At 58.8% G+C, this 21,052-nt stretch carries 21 protein-coding genes; 12 read left to right on the forward strand and 9 right to left on the reverse strand.

All coding sequences use genetic code 11. From position 1 onward, the window contains the following. On the reverse strand, positions 1 to 455 hold a 455-nt coding region (locus ABUK73_RS22155; RefSeq protein ID WP_353579145.1), incomplete at its 3' end, for an acetyl-coenzyme A synthetase N-terminal domain-containing protein. Positions 456 to 511: 56 nt separating this feature from the next. After that, positions 512 to 1,846, reverse strand: a complete 1,335-nt coding sequence (locus ABUK73_RS22160; protein WP_353579146.1) for an SLC13 family permease — start codon at positions 1,844 to 1,846, stop codon at positions 512 to 514. Between the two features lie 195 nt (positions 1,847 to 2,041). On the opposite strand from ABUK73_RS22160, the gene mdcA reads away from it, so the two are divergent. The 7 genes from mdcA to ABUK73_RS22195 are packed head-to-tail and all read left to right on the forward strand — an operon-like array spanning position 2,042 to position 7,996. Beyond that, positions 2,042 to 3,673 (forward strand): malonate decarboxylase subunit alpha, encoded by a 1,632-nt coding sequence (gene mdcA / locus ABUK73_RS22165; RefSeq protein WP_353579147.1) that lies wholly within the window; start codon positions 2,042 to 2,044, stop codon positions 3,671 to 3,673. Between the two features lie 9 nt (positions 3,674 to 3,682). Continuing rightward, on the forward strand, positions 3,683 to 4,012 hold the full coding sequence (mdcC, locus tag ABUK73_RS22170; protein ID WP_353579148.1) for a malonate decarboxylase acyl carrier protein: 330 nt from the start codon (positions 3,683 to 3,685) through the stop codon (positions 4,010 to 4,012). Next, positions 4,009 to 4,890 (forward strand): biotin-independent malonate decarboxylase subunit beta, encoded by an 882-nt coding sequence (locus tag ABUK73_RS22175; protein ID WP_353579149.1) that lies wholly within the window; start codon positions 4,009 to 4,011, stop codon positions 4,888 to 4,890. The genes mdcC and ABUK73_RS22175 overlap by 4 nt, the downstream gene beginning before the upstream one ends. Continuing rightward, positions 4,887 to 5,600: a biotin-independent malonate decarboxylase subunit gamma gene (gene mdcE / locus ABUK73_RS22180; RefSeq protein WP_353579150.1), complete on the forward strand. Its 714-nt coding sequence runs from the start codon at positions 4,887 to 4,889 to the stop codon at positions 5,598 to 5,600. The genes ABUK73_RS22175 and mdcE overlap by 4 nt, the downstream gene beginning before the upstream one ends. Next, complete coding sequence (gene mdcG / locus ABUK73_RS22185; RefSeq protein WP_353579151.1) at positions 5,587 to 6,234, forward strand: malonate decarboxylase holo-[acyl-carrier-protein] synthase; 648 nt, start codon at positions 5,587 to 5,589, stop codon at positions 6,232 to 6,234. Before mdcE ends, mdcG begins: the two co-directional genes overlap by 14 nt. Further along, positions 6,231 to 7,088, forward strand: a complete 858-nt coding sequence (gene mdcB / locus ABUK73_RS22190) for a triphosphoribosyl-dephospho-CoA synthase MdcB (protein WP_353579152.1) — start codon at positions 6,231 to 6,233, stop codon at positions 7,086 to 7,088. Before mdcG ends, mdcB begins: the two co-directional genes overlap by 4 nt. After that, positions 7,085 to 7,996 (forward strand): ACP S-malonyltransferase, encoded by a 912-nt coding sequence (locus ABUK73_RS22195; protein WP_353579153.1) that lies wholly within the window; start codon positions 7,085 to 7,087, stop codon positions 7,994 to 7,996. Before mdcB ends, ABUK73_RS22195 begins: the two co-directional genes overlap by 4 nt. A 17-nt stretch (positions 7,997 to 8,013) precedes the next feature. Here ABUK73_RS22195 and ABUK73_RS22200 read toward each other — a convergent pair whose 3' ends face one another. The 6 genes from ABUK73_RS22200 to kdpF are packed head-to-tail and all read right to left on the reverse strand — an operon-like array spanning position 8,014 to position 15,863. Continuing rightward, positions 8,014 to 8,700, reverse strand: coding sequence for a response regulator (locus ABUK73_RS22200; protein ID WP_113089627.1), 687 nt, complete (start codon positions 8,698 to 8,700; stop codon positions 8,014 to 8,016). Continuing rightward, on the reverse strand, positions 8,697 to 11,390 hold the full coding sequence (locus ABUK73_RS22205) for a sensor histidine kinase KdpD (protein ID WP_353579154.1): 2,694 nt from the start codon (positions 11,388 to 11,390) through the stop codon (positions 8,697 to 8,699). Before ABUK73_RS22205 ends, ABUK73_RS22200 begins: the two co-directional genes overlap by 4 nt. A gap of 5 nt (positions 11,391 to 11,395) precedes the next feature. Then, positions 11,396 to 11,965 (reverse strand): potassium-transporting ATPase subunit KdpC, encoded by a 570-nt coding sequence (gene kdpC / locus ABUK73_RS22210; RefSeq protein ID WP_353579155.1) that lies wholly within the window; start codon positions 11,963 to 11,965, stop codon positions 11,396 to 11,398. A gap of 2 nt (positions 11,966 to 11,967) precedes the next feature. Beyond that, a complete protein-coding gene (gene kdpB, locus ABUK73_RS22215; RefSeq protein ID WP_353579156.1) occupies positions 11,968 to 14,004 on the reverse strand; it encodes a potassium-transporting ATPase subunit KdpB in 2,037 nt (678 codons plus the stop codon). A gap of 12 nt (positions 14,005 to 14,016) precedes the next feature. Next, complete coding sequence (kdpA, locus tag ABUK73_RS22220; protein WP_353579157.1) at positions 14,017 to 15,726, reverse strand: potassium-transporting ATPase subunit KdpA; 1,710 nt, start codon at positions 15,724 to 15,726, stop codon at positions 14,017 to 14,019. Positions 15,727 to 15,743: 17 nt separating this feature from the next. Next, positions 15,744 to 15,863, reverse strand: coding sequence for a K(+)-transporting ATPase subunit F (gene kdpF / locus ABUK73_RS22225; protein ID WP_113089622.1), 120 nt, complete (start codon positions 15,861 to 15,863; stop codon positions 15,744 to 15,746). Positions 15,864 to 16,321: 458 nt separating this feature from the next. Here kdpF and ABUK73_RS22230 point away from each other — a divergent pair, with 458 nt between their 5' ends. The 5 genes from ABUK73_RS22230 (at position 16,322) to ABUK73_RS22250 (ending at position 20,237) form a co-directional block, all read left to right on the forward strand. Further along, on the forward strand, positions 16,322 to 16,990 hold the full coding sequence (locus ABUK73_RS22230; protein WP_353579158.1) for an amino acid ABC transporter permease: 669 nt from the start codon (positions 16,322 to 16,324) through the stop codon (positions 16,988 to 16,990). A 10-nt stretch (positions 16,991 to 17,000) separates the two neighbouring features. Continuing rightward, entirely contained in the window at positions 17,001 to 17,651 is a 651-nt protein-coding gene (locus tag ABUK73_RS22235) for an amino acid ABC transporter permease (RefSeq protein ID WP_113089620.1), read from the forward strand. A 35-nt stretch (positions 17,652 to 17,686) separates the two neighbouring features. Then, positions 17,687 to 18,526: a transporter substrate-binding domain-containing protein gene (locus ABUK73_RS22240; protein ID WP_113089619.1), complete on the forward strand. Its 840-nt coding sequence runs from the start codon at positions 17,687 to 17,689 to the stop codon at positions 18,524 to 18,526. Between the two features lie 13 nt (positions 18,527 to 18,539). Then, on the forward strand, positions 18,540 to 19,301 hold the full coding sequence (locus ABUK73_RS22245) for an amino acid ABC transporter ATP-binding protein (protein WP_353579159.1): 762 nt from the start codon (positions 18,540 to 18,542) through the stop codon (positions 19,299 to 19,301). A 66-nt stretch (positions 19,302 to 19,367) separates the two neighbouring features. Further along, positions 19,368 to 20,237, forward strand: coding sequence for a shikimate dehydrogenase (locus tag ABUK73_RS22250; RefSeq protein ID WP_353579160.1), 870 nt, complete (start codon positions 19,368 to 19,370; stop codon positions 20,235 to 20,237). 6 nt (positions 20,238 to 20,243) lie between these two features. On the opposite strand, the gene ABUK73_RS22255 is transcribed toward ABUK73_RS22250, so the two are convergent. Continuing rightward, a complete protein-coding gene (locus ABUK73_RS22255) occupies positions 20,244 to 20,939 on the reverse strand; it encodes a TetR family transcriptional regulator (RefSeq protein ID WP_353579161.1) in 696 nt (231 codons plus the stop codon). Between the last annotated feature and the right edge of the window lie 113 nt (positions 20,940 to 21,052).

The following is a 21,052-nucleotide window of genomic DNA, read 5'->3' on the forward strand; positions in this document are numbered from 1 at the left end:
CGGGCGCAGGCCAGCATCGCATAGGTGGCCTCGGGGATCATCGGCATGTAGATCGTCACCCGGTCGCCCTTCTTGACGCCGTGCTTCTTCATCACATTGGCCAGACGACACACCGCGTCATAAAGCTGATTATAGGTGATCTTCTTGTCGATATAGGGATTGTCGCCTTCCCAGATGATCGCCGTGCGCTCGCCATGAGTCTTCAGGTGACGGTCGATGCAATTGTACGAGACGTTGGTCAGGCCATCCTCGAACCACTTGATCGGCACCTTGCCCTTGAACGAGGTGTTCTTGACCTTGGTATAAGGCTTGAACCAGTCTATCCGCTTGCCATGCTTGCCCCAGAACTTGTCGGGGTCTTCCACGCTCTGCTCATACCATTTCAGGTATTTGTCGTTGTCAACAAGGGTGCGTTTTTTCGTGGATTTGGAAACCGGATAGATATTCTGGGACATATGGCCTCCAGCTTTGCTGTTAACGAAGACGGACAAACAGGTGGTTCAGGCTGGGATCAAAGCCAGCCCGGAGCCACGAAGACGAGCCATGCAAGAAGTGGGCCCGCGGCAACAACCAGCGCGCTGTAATAAAGCAGCGTCTTGAAGAACTTCGTCTGATCCACATTCTGGGCGTTGGCGACGACAAGTGCGCCGTTTGTTGAAAAGGGCGAGACATCGACGATGGTGGCGGAGATAGCGAGCGCTGCAATCATGCCCGGCGTGCTGATTTCACCCTGCATCAACATTGGCACCGCAAGCGGGATCATGGCACCCATGACGCCAACTGATGAGGCGAAGGCCGAGACGATGCCACCGATATAGCACAGCAGCAGGGCTGCGAGGAGCGGCATGGCAAGGGCGGACACACCGTTACCGACGAAGGTGATGGCACCGGATTTCTCCAACACGCCGATATAAGTGATGACGCCGGCAATCAGCAGGACCGTGGACCATGCAATCTTGTCGACGGCACCCTTCTGGCCACGCGGGCAAACCAGCGCCAGCACGACGGCAACGCACATGGCGACCAGACCGACATTGAGGCTGAAGGCAAGAGACAGGATGGCGAGTGCTGCCAGACCGGTCAGTGTCAAAGCCTGCTCGAGATCGAGCTTGCCGGTGGTGGTGACTTCGGTCAATTCGGTTTCACGCTGGCGCGGATCGACCGCCATATGACCGCCACTGCCGCGCACATCCACCGACACACCGGGCATAAACACATTACCCGCGCCGTTGCCGACAGCCGCCGTCTTCGATTTTCTTCCAAGAACAAGGAAGGCACCGATGGCGATCAGTAGGTTGAAGCCGAGGCTGGCGAGGAAAAGAACCGTTTCATCGCCCGGCAAACCGGCGCGCGCAACGACCTGATTGGTGATGCCGCCGTAAATGCTGATGGGCGAGAAGCCGCCACCCTGCGCGCCATGGATGACCATGATGCCCATGAGCAGTGGATTGATACCGTATTTGGCCGAAAAGCGCAGCGCAATCGGCGCGATGATGGCCACAGCCGCCGGGCTGACGGCACCGATGGCGGTCAACAAAGCCGAGACGAAGAACATGACCCATGGAATGGCCGATATTTTGCCACGCACAGCGCGAACGCAGGCCTGAACCAGCCAGTCAATCGTGCCGTTGTTCTGCGCGATGGCGAAGAGATAGGTGATGCCGACGAGCGTGACGAAGAGGTCACCCGGAAAACCTTCGAAAATCTGTTTGACGCTCATGCCCACGACGAGCGTGCCGATGATGAACGAGAGCGCAAAACCCAGCGCGCCCATATTGATCGGCAAGGCGGTGGCCACGATGAACATGACGGCCAAGCCCAAAATTGTAATCACTTCTGATGACATGACAGCTCCTCCCAAAGCCAGAGGGTTCAAGTGGAAGCGGCACCCTCATGCCGTTTGCCATCCGTATGCGGCGTCCCCGCACAACCCATGGCTTATGTATGCGCAAAAATTACGAATAGGCAATAATGAATTTATACGTTGATATAATTTAAGCTTGGGAATACATATAAGCATAAATGCAGTGGAGGCGCATTCATGTGGAATAAACTTGCGACAAACCGCGCCAGCCGATTGGAGCGAGCATCACCGCTCGCCAATGGCAAAGTGGTCAAGGCAGACGCCATTACTGCGCTGCTGGAAGCGGTGATCGAGCCGGGCGACCGGCTGTGCATAGAAGGGAACAACCAGAAACAGGCCGATTTTCTGGCAAAGGCGCTGGCCAATGTGAACCCGCAGGTGGTTCATGATCTACACATCGTGCAATCCGTGCTGGCGCTGCCGGAACATCTCGACGTCTTCGAAAAGGGCGTCGCATCCAAGCTGGACTTCTCATTTTCTGGACCGCAGGCGGCGCGTCTAGCCCGCATGCTGAGCGCCGGACAGTTGCGAATCGGCGCGATCCACACCTATCTCGAACTGTTCGGCCGTTATTTCACAGACCTGACACCGCGTGTGAGCCTCGTCTGTGCACAGGCGGCAGACCGGGCGGGCAATCTCTATACCGGCGGAAATACGGAAGACACGCCTGTCATCGTTGAATCGACGGCGTTCCGACAGGGCATTGTGATCGCGCAGGTCAACGAAATCGTGGACGTTCTGCCACGCGTCGATATTCCGACCGATTGGGTGGATTTCGTCGTCCAGAGCCCGAAGCCGCACTACATCGAGCCGCTCTTCACCCGCGATCCGGCACAGATTTCTGAAATTCAGGTATTGATGGCGATGATGGCCATCAAGGGCATCTATGCCGAATATGGCGTAACGCGCCTCAACCACGGCATCGGTTTCGACACGGCAGCCATCGAACTCATTCTGCCGACCTATGCCGAAAGCCTGGGCCTAAAGGGCAAGATCGCCACGCACTGGGCGCTCAACCCGCACCCGGCACTGATCCCGGCCATCGAGGCGGGCTTTGTTCAAAGCGTTCATTCCTTCGGCTCGGAACTGGGCATGGAGGATTACATCCGTGCCCGCTCAGACGTGTTCTTTACGGGTCGCGACGGCTCCATGCGCTCCAACCGGGCACTGAGCCAGACCGCAGGGCTTTATGCCTGCGACATGTTCATCGGCTCGACCTTGCAGATCGATCTTGACGGCAACAGCTCCACCGCCACACTTGGCCGTATCGCCGGTTTCGGCGGTGCGCCCAATATGGGGTCCGACGCGCGGGGCCGCAGGCATGGTTCCAAAGCGTGGCTAAAGGCGGGTGAAGAAGCGGCCACCGGCAGCATGCCGCGCGGGCGCAAGCTTGTCGTGCAGATGGTGGAGACATTCCGCGAACATATGGCGCCAGCCTTCGTGGAAAAACTGGATGCCTGGCAATTGGCGGAATCCGCGGGTCTCGATCTGCCGCCGGTGATGATCTATGGCGACGACGTGACCCATGTTCTGACCGAGGAAGGCATTGCCAACCTGCTGCTCTGCCGCACACCGGAAGAACGCGAACAGGCCATTCGCGGCGTGGCGGGTTACACGGCGGTCGGCCTTGGTCGTGACAAGCGCATGGTGGAAAATCTGCGGGATCGTGGCATCATCAAACGCCCTGCCGATCTGGGTGTCGATGTGTCGCTGGCGACCCGCGATCTGCTGGCCGCCAAATCGATGAAAGATCTCGTCCGCGCATCGGGTGGCCTTTATCGCCCCCCTGCCCGGTTCAGGAACTGGTGAGGTTTCACAATGGAAAAACTGGAATATGAATTCGAGGGCGGCACCGTTCTCGCGGCACGCAACAAGCCCATTCTGTCCGGCGTTCTCGGCTCTGGAAATCTCGAAGTTCTGGTCGAAGCCTGCGACCTTTCCGGCAAATGCCGAGTGGAAGTGGAAACGGCGGCAGTTGGCTTCGGCACGATCTGGCAGGCGGTGCTTTCCGATGTCTTCGACCGCTGGAAAATCGGTGACGTAAAGGTTTCGATCAACGATGCGGGTGCCACACCTGCGGTTGTGGCATTGCGTTTGGACCAGGCGCTCCACGTCTATTCGAGCAGAAGCAGCGAGGCGATATCATGAGCAGGAGCTGGTACGAGGCAACAGCGCGCGAGCGCATCGACGGTCTGCTTGACGCAGGCAGTTTCATCGAACTTCTGCCTCCGGAAGACCGCGTGACAAGCCCGCATTTGCGCGTTCTGGGCTCCCCCGCCGCCTTTGACGATGGCGTGGCGGTGGGCAAGGGCACGCTGGATGGCAAGCCCGTCCTCGTCGCGGCGCAGGAAGGTGCCTTCATGGGTGGCGCGGTGGGCGAGGTGCATGGCGCCAAGATCACCGGCCTGCTGGAGCGCGGGCTGGATGAAAAACCAAGCGCGGTGTTGTTGCTGCTGGAATCCGGCGGCGTGCGGCTGCATGAGGCCAATGCCGGGCTGATCGCCGTCTCCGAAATCATGCGCGCGATTCTCAATCTACGCGCTGCTGGCATTCCTGTCATCGTGCTAGATGGCGGTCGCTACGGCGTCTTCGGCGGCATGGGCATCGCGTCGCGTCTTTGCTCGTCCATCGTCATGTCGGAAGAAGGCCGCCTTGGTCTTTCCGGGCCAGAGGTCATCGAGACGACCATGGGTGTGGAAGAGTTTGATGCATCCGACAAGGCACTGGTCTGGCGCACCGTGGGCGGCAAACATCGTTATATTCTGGGCGAAACCGCGGGGCTGGTCTCTGACGATATGGATGCGTTCAGAAAGGCTTCGATTGCGCTTCTTGGCACGGCGAAACCTCTCGATCTTGACGCCATCGAAGCGGAACATGCCGAACTTGCTGCGCGCTTGAGCCGTTTCGGCGGCGTGCAGGATGCCACCGACATCTGGTCGGGGCTCAATATCGCCAATGTGGAGCAGATTCCGCTGATGACGACCGAGGAGTTCCACAGGGCTGTCGATGGGAGGAAAAGCGCATGATAACGCCTGAAGTATTGTTCGACCGGCTGTTTCCACAGGGACACGACATCGCATCCGATGGCCTTTTCTTCGCAGGCACGGCAAAATCAGGTGCCGAATCCGTATCGGTCATCGGCACGCGCGAAAAGGCGCATATCGGCATCGATTTGGCCATGCGCATAGCGGCTGAAGTCATCCGCATCATGAAGGAGCGTCCGGGAAGCCCGATACTGCTTCTGGTGGATACTGCTGGGCAGAAGATGGCGCGTCGCGACGAGTTGCTGGGGCTCAACGGCTATATCGCGCATCTGGCAAAATGCATCGATGTGGCGCGCAGGCGTGGACATCGGATCATCGGCCTCGTCTATGGAGAAGCTGTGAGTGCCGGTTTCCTCTCTTCCAGCCTTCTGGCGGATGCGTGTTACGCGCTGCCGGAGGCCGAGGTGCGGGTCATGAACCTGCCCGCCATGTCACGCGTCACCAAAATTCCCGTGGAGCGGCTGGAGGAATTATCGAAAGATAGCGCGGTCTTCGCGCCCGGTGTGGCCAATTACGTTGCCATGGGTGCGGTGCGTGAAACCTGGGATGGCGATCTCGCCGCTGCTTTGGTGAAAGCGCTGCAAGAGCGGCAAGACCCAATCAGCGACACCCGCCGCGACTATGGCGAACAGCGCAAAGGGCGCACGCTAGCGCGCTCCGTTTCTCAACGGGTGCGGCATGACGCGGCCTGACAGGCATCGCTTCGTTACCCTGAAACCGTCATGGCGAGACCATGCGGACATTTCCCCCTGCGGCATGGCTGGGGGTGATGTGCTTTTCGACTGGATCGACGAGGGGCGTCCGCTGGTCGTGGCCTCCTCCACTGCTGGCGATGAGGCGACCACGGTCCGTCTTGGACTTTCGACGCCGCAGAAGCAGCGCTACGGGCTTCGAGTTCAGTTGGGCGCCATCAAGCAGATTTTGCCGCCGGTGACGCTTCAGGCTGCGGCAAGCAGTGCGCCCGACGAGTGGCAGCCGACGATCAACGCAGTTTTGAAGGTGGCGGAGCTGCAAGGATTGTCCTTGTCGGTCTTCGGGTCGCTGGCGTGGTCGCATTTATCCGGCGAAAGCCATCTGCGCCCAACCTCTGACCTCGACCTTCTGGTCTCCGCGCCTGCAAACACCGATGCGCTCACAGGTATCCGCGCGCTCCTAGATGTAGAAAAAATGCCGCGTCTGGATGGCGAACTGGTTCTCGCCAATGGGGCGGGTATCAATCTGCGGGAATATGCAGGGCAGCCGGGCCATGTTCTGGTGAAGCAGCATGGTGGACCGCAACTGGTGTCGCTGGCCAAGCTCATGAAGCTTGAAGGGATGGCTGCATGAATATGATGCTGCCCAGCATTCTCGAGCAACCCGATGCCCCACGCGATCTCAGCCGCACCATCGGCAGGCTGGCTATCCGCGCTCTTTATACTGAACTAGCGCTTTATCCCAAGCCCGGTCTCGTCAGCCCCATCGACAATGGCGCGCATGATGACATGACCATGGCGACGTTTATGCGAAGCCTGTTTTCGCTGAGAAGCTACTTCCCGCAGGTCGCTTCGGCAGGTGAGAGCGATTTCGCGCGATTACAACAGCTAGGCATCGATGCCGAAAGGCGGATGATGGCGGCAACGGGCGGGATCAACACGCATCGCGGCGCGATCTTCAATCTCGGCCTTCTGTCGGCAGCGGCGGGATATCGCGTCTCGAACAATCTGCCGCTCGATGCCAACACCATTTGCCAGACCGTGGCCGACCTGTGGGGCGCTGACATTCTAGCCAGCGAACCTGTCGATTCCAACGGCTCACGGGCGCTTGCCAGACATGGCGGCGATGGTGCGCGGCAGCAGGCGGCGGGTGGTTACGCAGTACTTCGCGAGGTGGCGCTGCCAGCCTTTCAGGACACATTGCAACAGGGAGGCATCCGGACAGCTGCTTCGCTGCAAAGCTTCTTTGCCATCATGTCCGTACTCAACGACACGAATATTCTCCATCGTGCCGGTCGGGATGGCCTCGATTATGTGCAAAAAGAAGCGCGTGATTTCCTGTCATCAGGTGGCGTGTTTGCGCGGGATCATCTGGCGCGAGCAACCGATCTCCACCGCGCCTTCTGCGCCCACCGGATTTCGCCCGGCGGTGCTGCCGATCTCTTGTCCTGCACGATCTTCCTGCATGATCTGGAAGCGCTGCCATGACGCTCGGCATCCTCTGCCCCGGCCAGAGCGCGCAGGCACCCGATATGATCGACCGTCTGCGTGGCGAACCGGAAGCCGCAAGCGTGTTCGACGCCTTTCATGATGTTATGGGAGCCACAATCGATGCGGTTTTGAGCGAGGGGCGTCTTCACGAGAACGCAATCGCGCAGCCGGTGATCTGCACCGTCGAACTGGCCGCTTTCAGTGTCATCAAACATAATATTCCCGACCCATCATATTTCGCCGGCTACAGCATCGGTGAACTGGCGGCCTATGGCTGCGCCGGGTCGATCAGCGCGAAAGACCTCATCCGGCTCGCAAGTCTCAGGGCAAAGCTGATGGATGAAGCCTACCCCGCACCATCAGGCATGATCGCCATCCGTGGTCTGCGCGAGACAACGCTGGCACCGATCTGCACCGCCAATACCGTCCATATCGCCATCTGCAACGGCGACGACCGCTTCGTCGTCGCTGGTCCCGTGGAGAATATTGCGGCGGCAACGGTTGATGCCGAACGGCGTGGCGCACACGTTACGCGTCTGGCCGTCAAGGTCGCTTCGCACACACCGCTGATGCACACCGCCGTTTCGGTTTTTGCAAAGGCGTTAGAAGAGACGGAGTTTAGAAACCCCACCGCCCCTATTCTGGCTGGCATCGACGGCGCGTCCGTCCGCTCGCGAGACATGGCAATCCAACGGCTTTCGGCACAGTTGGAAACACGCATCGATTGGCGGGGCTGCATGGAAAGCCTGAAGGAAATCGGCTGCACGACGCTGCTGGAACTGCTGCCCGGCGGTGACCTCTCGTCCATAGCGAAAGACCGGCTGCCATCGATCTCCTCACGCTCGATGATCGAGTTCAAATCCATCGAAGCAGCGGCAGAGTGGGTTTCACGCAAGGAAATTTGAGGCGTGCGATCTCTAGACTAATCGCTGACCAGCCGGTAACCGACACCCGGCTCCGTCTGGACGATTTTGGGTTGGGCCGGATCTCGCTCGACCTTCTGTCGAAGCTGGCCAATGAAGACGCGCAGATAATGCATGTCTTCCTCGTGCGCGGGACCCCACACAGAGGTCAAGAGCGTTCGATGGGTGACGACACGGCCTGCATGATGGGCCAGAAGCGTTAGCAGATCATATTCCTTGGGTGTCAGCCGAATGGCCTTGCCATCCCGTGAAACAATACGCTGGACCATATCGACCGTCAGCCCGTCGGCATTGACGAGTGACAGCGTCTTGCTGGCATTGCCGACGTGGCGCATGGCGGTGCGGATACGGGCGGTCAGTTCACCGATGCTGAAGGGCTTTTCGATGTAATCATCGGCACCGAGATCGAGTGCGGCAATTTTTTCGGTTTCGCGGTCGCGTGCCGAAAGAATGATGATGGGAATGGTCGACCAGCCGCGCAGGCTGCTGATGACATCCTTGCCGTCCATATCCGGCAGGCCGAGATCGAGAATGACGACTTCAGGCGCGGCGGTGGCAACAGCTTTCAGGGCATCTGCGCCGGTTCCCGCTTCGATGACCTCGTAACCAGCCGCTGCCAGGGCAGGCCGAAGAAACCGCAGGATTTGCGGCTCGTCGTCAACGACAAGGATGCGGGCAAGTGTCATGGCGATCCTGAATTCCGGTCTTTTTCCTCTATCGGGAAACGCATGACAATGCGAGTGCCTCTCTTCCTGACGGCGGGGCTTTCGGCATAAATATGACCGCCCAGCGCTTCCACGAAACCGCGGGCGATGGAAAGCCCAAGGCCGGTGCCGGGCGAACGCCCGTCGGCTTTCGAACGTCGGTAGAATTTCTCGAAAATGCGGTCGAGATCGGCAGCGGGAATGCCCTTGCCCATATCGGTCACGGAAATCGCGACCTCTTTTCCGTCCCTGCGGACATAAATATTGACAGGCTCACCGCCTCCATATTTCGCAGCGTTGTCCAGAAGATTGAACAGAACCTGTTCCAGCAAAACGCTGTCTCCCCGCATCAAGGGCAGGTCGGTGGCGATACCTGTTTCGAAGGTCTGGGCTGGAAAGTATTTCCGCGCCCGCTCGGTTGCCGAACGCACGACATCACCCAAATCCACCCAGTCCCGCTTGGCCTTCAGGGTGCCGGTTGAAATCCGCGTCATATCCAGAAGGTTGGCGACGAAGCGGCTAAGCCGTGCGCCCTCCTCCTCGATGGATTGCAAAAGATCGTCGCGGCTTTCCGGCGTCATCCGCTCCCCCAGTTCGCGAAGGCTGGTCACCGCGCCAGTAATCGTTGCAAGCGGCGTGCGCAGATCATGGGAGATGGAGGATAGCAGGGCATCCCGGTAACGTTCGCTTTCCAGCCTCAAGGACTGTTCGGCACTTTCCGAGGAGAGGCGCGCGCGGTCGATGGCCGTCGCCGTCTGGTCGATGATGGCGGAAAACATGCGCTCGGCATTGGAATCCAGCGCCTCGTCGCCGACCTCGTAACCGCAAACGCCGACAACGCCGTGCGGGCTGGTGAGCGGCCTGAACTGGAAACGGCAATTGGGCAACGTACCGGTGCCGGCACCGGCTGGTTCCTTCTTCGTGTTGGCCCAGCGGGCGGCAGCGATTTCGGCGATGCCCAGTTCCGCATCCGGCGGCCATGCTGCTGCGGTTTCCAGCGCATCGCCATTGGGCCGAAGCAGAACGATGTTGCGGTTGATCCCCGCGTGCAGTTGCGTAACCGCGGCCCACAGGACTTCATCGACATCGGCAGTGCCGGACAGTTTACGGGCGAAATCATAAAGTGCCTGCATGGCGGCGGCACGAGACCGCGCAGTCTTGGCCTGCTCACGAATGCGCGAGCCGAGGCTACCTGCAAGAACTGCCGCTACGACGAAGATGAAGAGCGCGAAAACCTCGTGCGGCGAGGCAATGGTGAAGGTGTAGAGCGGCGGAATGAAGAAGAAATTATAGGAGAGCGCAGACAATAGCGCGGCCATCAAGGCGGCTGCGAAACCGGCATAGGTGGCGGCACCGAGCACGGCGATGAGAAACAGCAGCGAAATATTCGGCAGATAGACGATGCGGTCGATCAGCGCGCCGATCAATGCGGCGGGCAGCACGCACAAAAAGGCAATACCGAAGGGCTTGGCGAGTGTCGGGAGGCGCGGCCAGACCGGTTTTGGCCTGGCACGATGCGACGTCTTTTCATCGGCGGTGACGAGATGGAGGCCAATGCCGCTCGTTTCCCGGGTCAGCGCGTCGGCAAGGCTGGTGCGCAGCGGGTTTCGCCACCATTGACGGCAATGGGATCCGATAACGATTTGTGTGGCGTGTTCGCGCTTGGCGAGTTTCATGATTTCGGTCACGAAATCGCTGCCGGTCACACGCCGCGTTTCTGCGCCCAGCTTTTCCGCCAGCCGGAAGGTATCGTCTATGCGCCGCAAATCCTCGTCATCAAGGGTTTCCCGGTCGGAATGGGAAATATTGACGACCAGCCATGGCGCGTTGAGGCCCGAGGCGAGGCGGCTGGCAACGCGGACGACTTTTTCGGACAGATCATCGGCACCGATGCAGACGAGAAGCCTTTCCGCCGTCGCCCATGGCCCTTCAATGGCGTTCTGGCGCAGGTAATCGATCATCTGATCGTCCACCCGGTCTGCCGTGCGCCGCAGCGCCAGTTCTCGGAGCGCTGTCAGATTTCCAAGTCGGAAGAAACGGTCGGCGGCGCGCCTTGCGCTTGCGGGCAGATAGACCTTGCCGTCTTCAAGGCGGGTGATCAACTCTGCGGGTGGCAAGTCCACAAGCAGGACTTCATCGGCCCTTTTCAGCACCGTATCTGGAATTCTCTCGCGCACATTGACTCCGGTGATCTGGGCGACAAGATCGGACAGGCTTTCCAGATGCTGGATGTTGAGCGCCGTCCATACGTCTATCCCGGCATCGATAAGTTCATCGATATCCTGATAGCGCTTGGGGTGCCGGAAGCCTTCCGGGTTGGAATGCGCGAGTTCGTCCACGATGATGATGCGAGGCTTTCGGGCCAGCGCGCCATCCAGATCGAACTCCTCCAATTGTTTGCCGTGGTAGGACACGGAGAGGCGGGGCAATATTTCCAGCCCTTCCAGAAGGGCCGAGGTTTCGCTACGGCCATGGGTCTCTGCCAGCCCGACGACGATCTCCGTGCCATCAGCACGCAATCGCTGAGCGCGGTTCAGCATCGCATAGGTTTTGCCGACACCGGGGGCTGCGCCCAGAAAAATCGTCAGCTTGCCCCGGCGGTCTTTATCCGCCAGGGCAAGCAATGCGTCAGGGTCGGGACGGTTCGTCTCGTAGGGCTCGTTTGTCGGCATCCGTATCAGCTCTTGTGCGCATCCAGCGCAAGGTTAAGCTCTAGCACATTCACGCGCGGTTCGCCGACAATTCCAAACACCCTGTCTTGCGTATGGCTTTGAACCAGCGCACGAATTTGCTCCCGCGGCAGCTGCCGCGCAAGTGCCACACGCGCAACCTGCGCTTCGGCAAATTCCGGGGTAACATGGGGGTCGAGCCCTGAACCGGATGTGGTGACGGCATCGGCTGGAACTGCGCCGGTGATGCCAGCAGCATTCAACCGTCCGATATCACCTTCCACACGGTCGCGCAGCTTGGCAGAAGTCGTACCGAGATTGGAGCCGGACGAGGCGGAGGCGTTGTAAGGGTCCGGCGATGTGGCGGACGGACGAGGCCAGAAGTAACGCTCGGAAGTGAAATTCTGGCCGATGAGGGACGAGCCGATGATGGTTTCGCCGCGCTTGATCAGCGTGCCATTGGCCTGTTCCGGCATGACCGTCTGGGCGATGCCGGTGACGGCGAGCGGATAGGCAATGCCGGTGACGAGTGTCAGAAGGACGAGAAAAACGAAAGCGGGTCTGAGAAGTTTGAACATGATTACACCAGATGCAGGGCCGAAACGGCGAGGTCGACAATCTTGATACCGGCAAAAGGCAGCAGCAGTCCGCCAAGGCCGTAAATCAGGAGATTTCTACGCAGAAGCGACGCGGCGCTTGTTGGCCGATAGGCAATGCCCTTCAACGCAAGCGGAATGAGCGCAATGATGATGAGCGCATTGAAGATGACGGCGGACAGAATGGCCGATTGCGGCGTGGACAGCCCCATGATGTTGAAGGCAGCCAGTGCCGGATAGGTCGTGACGAACAAAGCCGGGATGATCGCGAAATATTTGGCGACATCATTGGCGATGGAGAAGGTCGTCAGCGAGCCGCGCGTCATCAGAAGCTGCTTGCCGATTTCAACGATCTCGATGAGCTTGGTGGGGCTGGAGTCGAGATCGACCATGTTGGCGGCTTCGCGTGCCGCCTGCGTGCCGCTTTGCATGGCAACGCCGACATCGGCTTGAGCCAGCGCGGGTGCGTCATTGGTGCCATCGCCGCACATGGCGATCAGGCGACCGCCTTGCTGCTCGCGGCGGATATAGGCCAGTTTGTCCTCGGGCGTTGCTTCGGCCAGGAAGTCATCGACACCGGCTTCCGAGGCGATTGCAGCGGCAGTGACCGGGTTATCGCCTGTGACCATGACGGTGCGGATGCCCATGGCACGCAGGGCCGCGAAACGTTCCTTGATGCCGGGTTTAACGACATCCTTGAGGTGAATGACGCCAAGCAGGCGATTGCCATCGGCCACGCCCAGCGGCGTACCGCCTGACCTGGCGACACTGTCCACGGCCTGCATGAACTCAGCCGGGGCTTCCTTGTCCGAGATGCCGGTAAATTTCAGCACGGCATCGATTGCGCCTTTGCGCAGCCGATGAGTGCCCATGTCGATACCCGATAGGCGCGTCTGCGCGCTGAAAGCGATGGTTTGATCGGCTACCGCCTTCGGTGTTGCTAGGCCGAACTCACCCGTTGCAAGCGCAGCGATGGAGCGGCCTTCCGGCGTTTCATCGGAGAGGCTGGCGAGCAGTGCCGCTTCTGCCAATTGCTGCGGTGTAACGCCCGGTGCCGGGATGAAATCGGATGCCATACGGTTGCCAAAGGTAATGGTGCCGGTCTTGTCCAGCAGCAGCGTATCGACATCGCCCGCCGCCTCGACCGCCCGGCCTGAGGTGGCGATGACGTTGAAGCGAACGAGGCGATCCATACCGGCAATACCGATGGCCGAGAGCAGGCCGCCGATTGTCGTTGGAATGAGGGTTACGAGCAACGCAGCCAGCACGGTGACCGTGAGGACTGTGCCCGAATAACCCGCAAGGCCCCAGATGGTAACGACGACAATGAGGAAAACCAGAGTCAGGCCCGATAGCAGGATAGACAGCGCGATTTCGTTTGGTGTTTTCTGGCGTTCTGCACCTTCGATCAGCGCAATCATGCGATCCACGAAGCTTGCGCCCTGTGGCGTGGTGATGCGGATTTTGAGCTGGTCGGACAGAACCTGCGTGCCGCCGGTGACGGCAGAACGGTCGCCGCCGGATTCGCGGATAACGGGCGCGGATTCACCGGTGATGGCGCTTTCGTTGACGGAAGCGACACCCTCGATCACCTCACCATCGCCGGGGATAAGCTCCCCGGCATCTACGATGACGACGTCCCCTACCTTCAGCGCAGTGGCGGGCACCGCCTCCTCTTCGCCATTGGCACCAATACGTCTGGCAGTGAGATCAGACCGTCCGCGCTTCAGACTTTCCGCCTGCGCGCGGCCTCTGCCTTCAGCGACTGCTTCGGCAAAGGTGGCGAAGAGAACCGTGAACCACAGCCAGGCGGCAATCTGGCCGGAGAAAACAGCCGTGCCATTGCCGGTGACGAGATCGCGCAGAAACAGGATCGAGACCATCGCCGCCACTACCTCGGTCACGAAGATGACCGGCGTGCGCATGAGTTGTCTCGGGTCCATCTTCACAAAGGCCTGCCGTGCGGCGGGCCCGATGATGGAAAGATCGAAAAGACCAGGTTTTGCTGGCTTTTGTGACATGAATTTTTTCCTTTAGAACGTCTGACCGGCAAGCATCGCGAAATGTTCGACGATGGGGCCAAGGGCCAGAGCCGGGAAATATTGCAGACCGCCAAGAATGATGATGATGCCGATCAGCAGACCAACGAACAGCGGCCCATCCGTCGGGAATGTTCCATTGGAGGCGGGAACGCGGACCTTGGCGGCAAGCGAACCGGCAATGGCCATGACCGGAATGACGTAAGCGAAACGACCAAGCAGCATGGCAAGCCCAAGCGTCGTATTGTACCAGGTCGTATTGCCCGAAAGGCCACCGAAGGCCGAGCCATTGTTGCCGGCGGAAGACGTATAGGCATAGAGTATTTCCGAAAGCCCATGCGGACCCGCCGTGCCGATGCTGGCAACCGCCGCCGGCAGCACTGCCGAAATTGCGGAGAAACCTAGGATCGCGACGGGCAGGATCAGCACCGCCAGCATGGCGCATTTCATTTCACGCCCTTCGATCTTCTTGCCCAGAAATTCCGGCGTGCGACCGACCATCAGCCCGGCGACGAAGACGGACAGGAGCGAGAAAACGAGCATACCATAAAGACCGGAGCCGACACCGCCGGGCAGAATTTCACCCAGCTGGATGAGGAACATGGGCACCAGACCGCCAAGTCCGGTAAAGGAACCAAGCATGCCATTGACGCCACCATTGGACACGCCGGTCGTTACCGCTGCATAAAGCGCCGTCATGGCCTGGCCGAAACGAACCTCCTTGCCTTCCATATTGCCCTGCGCGGCATCGACACCGAGCGCGGTCAAAATAGTGTTTCCGGATGATTCCGCCCAATAGATCGTGATGACGCCTGCGATCAGCAGGAAGGCCATGGCGGAGAGCAGAACCCAGCCCTGCCGACGATTGCCGACCATCTGGCCGAAGCAGTAAACCAGCGCTGCGGAGACGGCCAACATGGCGTAGATATTGAGGTAGTTGGCAAAGGCGGTCGGATTTTCGAAGGGATGAGCGGCATTGGCATTGAAGAAACCGCCGCCATTGGTGCCCAGCTGCTTGATGGCCTCCTGGCTGGCAACCGGTCCCAGCGAGATAACCTGCTGAGCGCCTTCCAGCGTGGTTGCGGTGACACTGCCATCCAGTGTTTGTGGAACGCCGGTCCAGACGAAAACGAGTGCGACGATGACGGCGAGCGGCAGCAGAACGTAAAGCGTCGCACGGGTCATATCGACCCAGAAATTGCCGAGCGTGGTAGCCTGCGAGCGAGCGAAGGCACGAGTGAAAGCCACCGCAAGCGCAATGCCCACCGCACCGGACAGAAAGTTCTGTACCGACAGGCCGACCATCTGGCTGAAATTGCTCATGGTCGCTTCACCGGCATAATTCTGCCAGTTGGTGTTGGTGACGAAGCTGACGGCGGTGTTGAACGCCAAATCCGATGGCACATTTGCAAAGCCCTGCGGGTTAAGCGGCAGATAGGCTTGCAGCCGTAGGATGGCATAGAGAAAGAGGAAACTGGCGAGCGAGAAGGCAAGCATGGAAAGCGTATAGGCAAGCCAGCTCTGCTCCTTGTTGGGGCCGGTGCCCGCCGCCAGATATATCCCCTTCTCGACTGGGCTCAGCAATGGAGAAAGGAAAGTGCGGTCACCTGCGAAAACCTTTGCCATGTAGAGGCCGAGAGGTTTGGCGGTGATGAGCACGGCAACGAAAAGGAGGCTGATCTGCAGCCACCCGAGAATGGTCATGGGGATTCTCCAGACAATCAGAAGCGTTCGGGACGCAGCAGCGTCACGACGAGGTAGACGACAAGGGCAGCGGCAACGGCCAGCGCAAATAAAGGCTCGATCACATCACCCTCACAGCCTGTTGAGCGCGCGTGCATACAGCGCAAAAGCGATCAGCACCGCACTTCCGAGAAGAACGAAAACAAGGTCGGACATCGGTTTCTCCGGTTGGTTCAGGAGAACACCCTAAATCCGGACCGGGTCAGGGTTCGATTGCGAAGATCGGCAGGACACATAAGGAAAACATAAAGGTAGCGACTGCACCGACGCGAGGCTTTTCAAATCGGCAGGCCAAATTCTGATGCGCAAGCGGCCTGCAAAACAGCTTTCAGCAGTGGCAAAAAAGCGGTTTCAGATATCCACCACATCGCGTATTCACCGCGCTTGACAGAAATGAACTAACTGGTACAAACATTGTAATTGCTGAAAGTCAAAGCGCGGGAGGCGTAGATTTTCAGTGCAACCGGTATGAGATAGGCGAATTCGCCGGCAATCGGAAGCAGACGAAACGGGATGGAGCAGCGCAAGACAAGCGTTGTCGGAATGGGGAGGATAGATGTCCTATACGCTCGATTTCTCGGCGGTGTACGAACGCCTGCCCGAGCTGTTTTTTGCCAGCCTCGCCACCATCGGGCTTGCAATTGTCGGCATGTTCCTCGCAACGATCATCGGCATTCTCGGCGTCATTGCCCGCAGCTCTGGTTTCAAGCCGCTTCGTGCACTGGTCATCGCCTTTGTGGAAGTCATCCGCAACACGCCGTTTCTCGTGCAAATCTTCTTCATCTTCTTCGCACTTCCGCAGATCGGTCTGCGCCTCAACCCAACGACGACGGCCATCGTTGCGCTGGCCTTGAATGGCGGCGCCTATGCCATCGAGATCATTCGCGGCGGTGTTGATGCGGTGCCGAAAGGTCAGGTCGAGGCTGGTCTTGCGCTGGGACTGCGCCGCGCGCAAATCTTCCGCCACATCATTTTGAAACCTGCGCTGCGCGCGGTCTATCCGTCGCTGACCAGCCAGTTCATCATGCTGACGCTGACGACCTCCGTCTGCACATCCATCGCAGCCTATGAGTTGACCTCGGTTGCGCAGCGGATCGAAGCAGAAACCTTCCGGTCGTTTGAGGTCTACTTCTCCATCACGCTTCTTTATCTTGTCATTTCCTCTCTGATGATGGGCATCTTCTCGCTGATTTCGCGCCTTTCCTTCAGCTATCCGGTCAAGTGAGGTAAAAACAATGACATCCATCGGTCCCAACGAATTGTTTTTCCTGATGCAGGGTCTGAAATGGACCATTGCGCTGACGATCATCGGCTTTATCGGCGGTGGCGTATTCGGCCTCTGCGTCGCGCTTGCCAGAACGGCTGAAAGCAAAATCGGCCAGCGCGTGACTGCCGGTTACATTGCCGTCTTTCAGGGCACACCGCTTCTGATGCAGCTCTTCGTCGTTTATTACGGTGTGGGTCTGGTGGGCCTGAACATCGATGCCTGGATTGCCGTTGCGATTGCCTTCACCCTGCATGCCAGCGCCTTTCTTGGCGAGATCTGGCGCGGCGGCATTCAGGCCGTATCGAAAGGTCAGACGGAGGCCGCCAAGGCGCTTGGCCTACACTATGTTTCCCGCATGAAAGACGTCGTGCTGCCGCAGGCCTTCAAGATTTCCCTGCCTGCGACCATCGGCTTCCTCGTGCAGCTCATCAAGGGCACGTCGCTTGCCGCCATCGTTGGCTTCGTTGAACTGTCCCGCGCCGGGCAGATCGTTTCCAACCAAACATTCAAGCCACTGACGGTCTTTGCCATCGTCGGCCTGATCTATTTTCTCATCTGCTGGCCGCTTTCGCTATGGGGCGCCGGTGTCGAAAAGCGGATGCAAACCGCATCCCGCTAAATCACTCTCATCAGCTTTGTAAGGAGGAGCAAAAGATGAAATCCAAGAGCATGAAAATGAACCGCCGCGCGTTGCTCGCATTTGCCGCAGCAATCACTGCCCTGCCCTTCGTCGCACCGGTCGATGCATTCGCCGGTACGGTGGCGGAAGCAAAGGCAAAGGGCAAAGTCGTCATCGGTATTCAGGGTGACAACTCCCCTTGGGGCTTCGTCAATTCCTCAGGCGTTCAGGATGGCCTCGATGCCGATATCGGCAAGGCTTTTGCTGATTACCTCGGCGTGAAGGCAGAGTTCGTCCCGTTGGCCGTCGCCAACCGCATTCCGGCACTGATGACCGGCAAGGTCGATGTGCTGTTTGCCACCATGGGCATGACCGCAGAACGCGCCAAGACCATTCAGTTCTCTCAGCCCTACGCCGGTAACGTTCTTTCGGTTTATGGTCCAAAAGACAAGAAGATTGCCGGTTACGACGATCTTACGGGCGTTGCTGTCGGCGTACCGAAGTCCAGCGCTATGGACACCGCCATCACTGCCGGTGCAGGCACCAAGGCCAATATTCTGCGCTTTGACGATGATGCAGCAAACATTCAGGCTCTGATCTCCGGTCAGGTCGAAGCTGTCGGTGGCAACCAGTTCTATGGCGATCGTCTGAATGCCGCAGCCGCTGGCAAATATGAGACCAAATTCGATCTGACCACGCTTTACAACGGCGCTGGCACCCGTCCGGGCGAAAAGGACTGGAACGAAACGATCAACGCCTTCCTCGTCAAGATCAAGGGCGATGGCGAACTGGCCAAGATCTACAGCAAGTGGATGAAGCGCGAGGTTCCGAAGTTCCCGGAATCCCTGCCAGACATTTCGTTCACAGCAAAGTAATCAGGAGGCTACCATGCCGCAAGATACCGCCGCGCAGGTTCCGCTCATCGCTCTTGAAGGGGTGGAGAAGTGGTATGGAGCCTTTCATGCGCTGAAAAACGTCAACCTTTCGGTTCGCAAAGGCGAGAAAATCGTTCTTTGCGGGCCGTCCGGTTCGGGAAAGTCGACGCTGATCCGCTGCATCAACCATCTGGAGGAAATCCAGAAGGGTACGATCACCGTCGAGGGAACCAAGCTGACCGATTCCGCCAGCGCCATCGATACGGTGCGCCGGGAAGTCGGAATGGTGTTCCAGAACTTCAACCTGTTTCCGCACAAGACCATTCTGGAAAACTGCACCTTGGCTCCCATGCGGGCCAAGGGTCTTTCCAAGGCCGACGCCGAGAAGACCGCGCGCAAATATCTGGAGCGCGTTCGCATTCTCGATCAGGCCGACAAGTACCCGGCACAGCTTTCCGGTGGACAGCAGCAGCGCGCCGCGATTGCGCGTGCGCTGTGCATGGAACCGAAAGCCATGCTGTTCGACGAACCGACTTCGGCGCTTGACCCGGAAATGGTCAAGGAAGTGCTAGATACGATGATTGGCCTTGCCCGCGACGGCATGACCATGATCTGCGTGACGCATGAAATGGGCTTTGCCCGACAGGTTGCCGACCGCGTCGTGTTCATGGCATCCGGCGAGATCATCGAGGAAGCCCCACCGGAAGAATTCTTCCGCGACCCCAAACATCAGCGAACACGCACGTTCCTCGGTGAAATCCTCGCCCATCATTGATGGGCGTTTTTTCTCCAAAAATTGCGATGCCTTTCGTCACTCCCGTCCGATGAGTAATGCCCAGCCATGACAGACAAAACATCATTGAAGGTCGGCCTGATTGGTGCCGATATCCAGCTTTCCAAGACGCCTGCCATGCACATCAGGGAAGGCGCGGCACATGGTATCGACTATTCTTATGAGTTGATCGACATACACACCAGACATGTGCCGGAAAGTGCTTTGCCAGAGCTTCTTGACGAGGCTGAAGGCAGGGGGTTTGCGGGCGTCAATGTCACCCATCCATTTAAACAGCAGGTCATTTCCCATCTGCACGAACTGTCTGATGACGCGCGCATGCTGGGTGCCGTGAACACGGTGGTCTTTCAAGATGGAAAGCGCACGGGTCACAATACCGACTGGTACGGTTTTTACGAGAGCTTCAAGCGCGGGCTTCCGAATGCCAAGCGCGACCGAGCGCTGTTGATCGGTGCGGGCGGTGCGGGCGTGGCCGTTGCCCATGCCGCCCTGAAGCTCGAGATCGGCCGTCTCGATATTTTCGATCAGGACATCAAGCGCGCTGAGCAACTGGCGGAAAAGCTGAATGAGCGCTTCGACGGCATCCGGGCGTTTGCCGTCGATGACCCAGCTTTGTCTCTTCCCCATGCGGATGGCCTGATCCATGCAACACCCGTCGGCATGCCAGCGCATCCCGGCATGCCTGTGCCTGCGGCCTTGCTTGAAAGCCGTCATTGGGTTGCCGATATCGTCTATATGCCGCTGATCACGGCACTCCTCGCAGCAGCTGCCGAAAAGGGTTGCGAGACATTGCCGGGCGGCGGCATGGCGGTGTTTCAGGCCGTCGGAGCGTTCCGGCTGTTTTCCGGCCAGGAACCTGACCCTGCCCGCATGAGTGCGCATTTCAAGGAACTGTGCGAGCGCGAGGCTATCGCATGACGCGTTTCACGAACCGGCGGTTTTGGTAGCGCCCTCATGATCGAACCGAAGCACATAGCGCAACACCATGTCCGCGACATGCTTCGACAAGGCTTCCTGCCCGTCTTCCGTAAACAGGCTGTTGCCGAAAATGAACGAAAAGCTGGCGGCATTCGAGACATTGAAGAAGGACAGCGCACTGATCTGCCAGTGCAGTTCCAGCGCTTCGATACCCGTGCGAAACAGTCCCTGTTTCTGGCCGCGCGCAAGCACGCTTTCCAGCGCCTCGATGGCCGGGCGGTTCAGCTGGCGGATAGTTTCGGACGCCTGCATGTGCCGGCCATGGTGGACGTTCTCGATCATGACCATGCGGATGAAAGCCGGATTCCGGCGATGGTGATCGAAGGTGAAACGACAGAGCTTTTCCAACGCGGCGCGCGGCTCCATGCCGTCCAGCTCCAGATCGCTTTCACCACCACGCACCTTGGCATAGGCTTCTTCAAGCACCTGTTGATAGAGGCCTTCCTTGTCTCCATAATAGTAATAAATCATGCGCTTGGATGTGCGCGTGCGCGCTGCGATCTCATCGATCCGCGCGCCGGACAGGCCATTTTGCGAAAACTCGTCCATCGCAACCGAGAGAATATCGCGTCGAACACCTTCAGGGTCGCGCTTTGCCTGGCGCGTTGCGCCCGGCGGGTTCGAAGTCGCGGCTTTTGTCATCGTCCACCCATAATCGGTCAGCCCATCCCAAACTGAAACCGTCTTTATTAACCAATCAGTACATAACACCGGAAAGGAAGGCAATATGGTCATCTCTGGCACGGAGCAGCAAA

The organism is Agrobacterium vacciniicorymbosi (genome assembly GCF_040427045.1).
GTDB lineage: Bacteria > Pseudomonadota > Alphaproteobacteria > Rhizobiales > Rhizobiaceae > Agrobacterium.

Coding starts and splice junctions, on each gene's coding strand:
- ABUK73_RS22250 (WP_353579160.1), top strand. CDS start 19,368: ATGACAGACAAAACATCATTGAAGGTCGGCCTGATTGGTGCCGATATC.
- mdcC (WP_353579148.1), top strand. CDS start 3,683: ATGGAAAAACTGGAATATGAATTCGAGGGCGGCACCGTTCTCGCGGCA.
- ABUK73_RS22200 (WP_113089627.1), bottom strand. CDS start 8,700: ATGACACTTGCCCGCATCCTTGTCGTTGACGACGAGCCGCAAATCCTG.
- ABUK73_RS22195 (WP_353579153.1), top strand. CDS start 7,085: ATGACGCTCGGCATCCTCTGCCCCGGCCAGAGCGCGCAGGCACCCGAT.
- mdcG (WP_353579151.1), top strand. CDS start 5,587: ATGACGCGGCCTGACAGGCATCGCTTCGTTACCCTGAAACCGTCATGG.
- ABUK73_RS22245 (WP_353579159.1), top strand. CDS start 18,540: ATGCCGCAAGATACCGCCGCGCAGGTTCCGCTCATCGCTCTTGAAGGG.
- ABUK73_RS22230 (WP_353579158.1), top strand. CDS start 16,322: ATGTCCTATACGCTCGATTTCTCGGCGGTGTACGAACGCCTGCCCGAG.
- kdpF (WP_113089622.1), bottom strand. CDS start 15,863: ATGCACGCGCGCTCAACAGGCTGTGAGGGTGATGTGATCGAGCCTTTA.
- ABUK73_RS22205 (WP_353579154.1), bottom strand. CDS start 11,390: ATGCCGACAAACGAGCCCTACGAGACGAACCGTCCCGACCCTGACGCA.
- ABUK73_RS22175 (WP_353579149.1), top strand. CDS start 4,009: ATGAGCAGGAGCTGGTACGAGGCAACAGCGCGCGAGCGCATCGACGGT.
- mdcB (WP_353579152.1), top strand. CDS start 6,231: ATGAATATGATGCTGCCCAGCATTCTCGAGCAACCCGATGCCCCACGC.
- mdcE (WP_353579150.1), top strand. CDS start 4,887: ATGATAACGCCTGAAGTATTGTTCGACCGGCTGTTTCCACAGGGACAC.
- ABUK73_RS22235 (WP_113089620.1), top strand. CDS start 17,001: ATGACATCCATCGGTCCCAACGAATTGTTTTTCCTGATGCAGGGTCTG.
- mdcA (WP_353579147.1), top strand. CDS start 2,042: ATGTGGAATAAACTTGCGACAAACCGCGCCAGCCGATTGGAGCGAGCA.
- ABUK73_RS22240 (WP_113089619.1), top strand. CDS start 17,687: ATGAAATCCAAGAGCATGAAAATGAACCGCCGCGCGTTGCTCGCATTT.
- kdpB (WP_353579156.1), bottom strand. CDS start 14,004: ATGTCACAAAAGCCAGCAAAACCTGGTCTTTTCGATCTTTCCATCATC.
- ABUK73_RS22160 (WP_353579146.1), bottom strand. CDS start 1,846: ATGTCATCAGAAGTGATTACAATTTTGGGCTTGGCCGTCATGTTCATC.
- kdpA (WP_353579157.1), bottom strand. CDS start 15,726: ATGACCATTCTCGGGTGGCTGCAGATCAGCCTCCTTTTCGTTGCCGTG.
- ABUK73_RS22255 (WP_353579161.1), bottom strand. CDS start 20,939: ATGACAAAAGCCGCGACTTCGAACCCGCCGGGCGCAACGCGCCAGGCA.
- kdpC (WP_353579155.1), bottom strand. CDS start 11,965: ATGTTCAAACTTCTCAGACCCGCTTTCGTTTTTCTCGTCCTTCTGACA.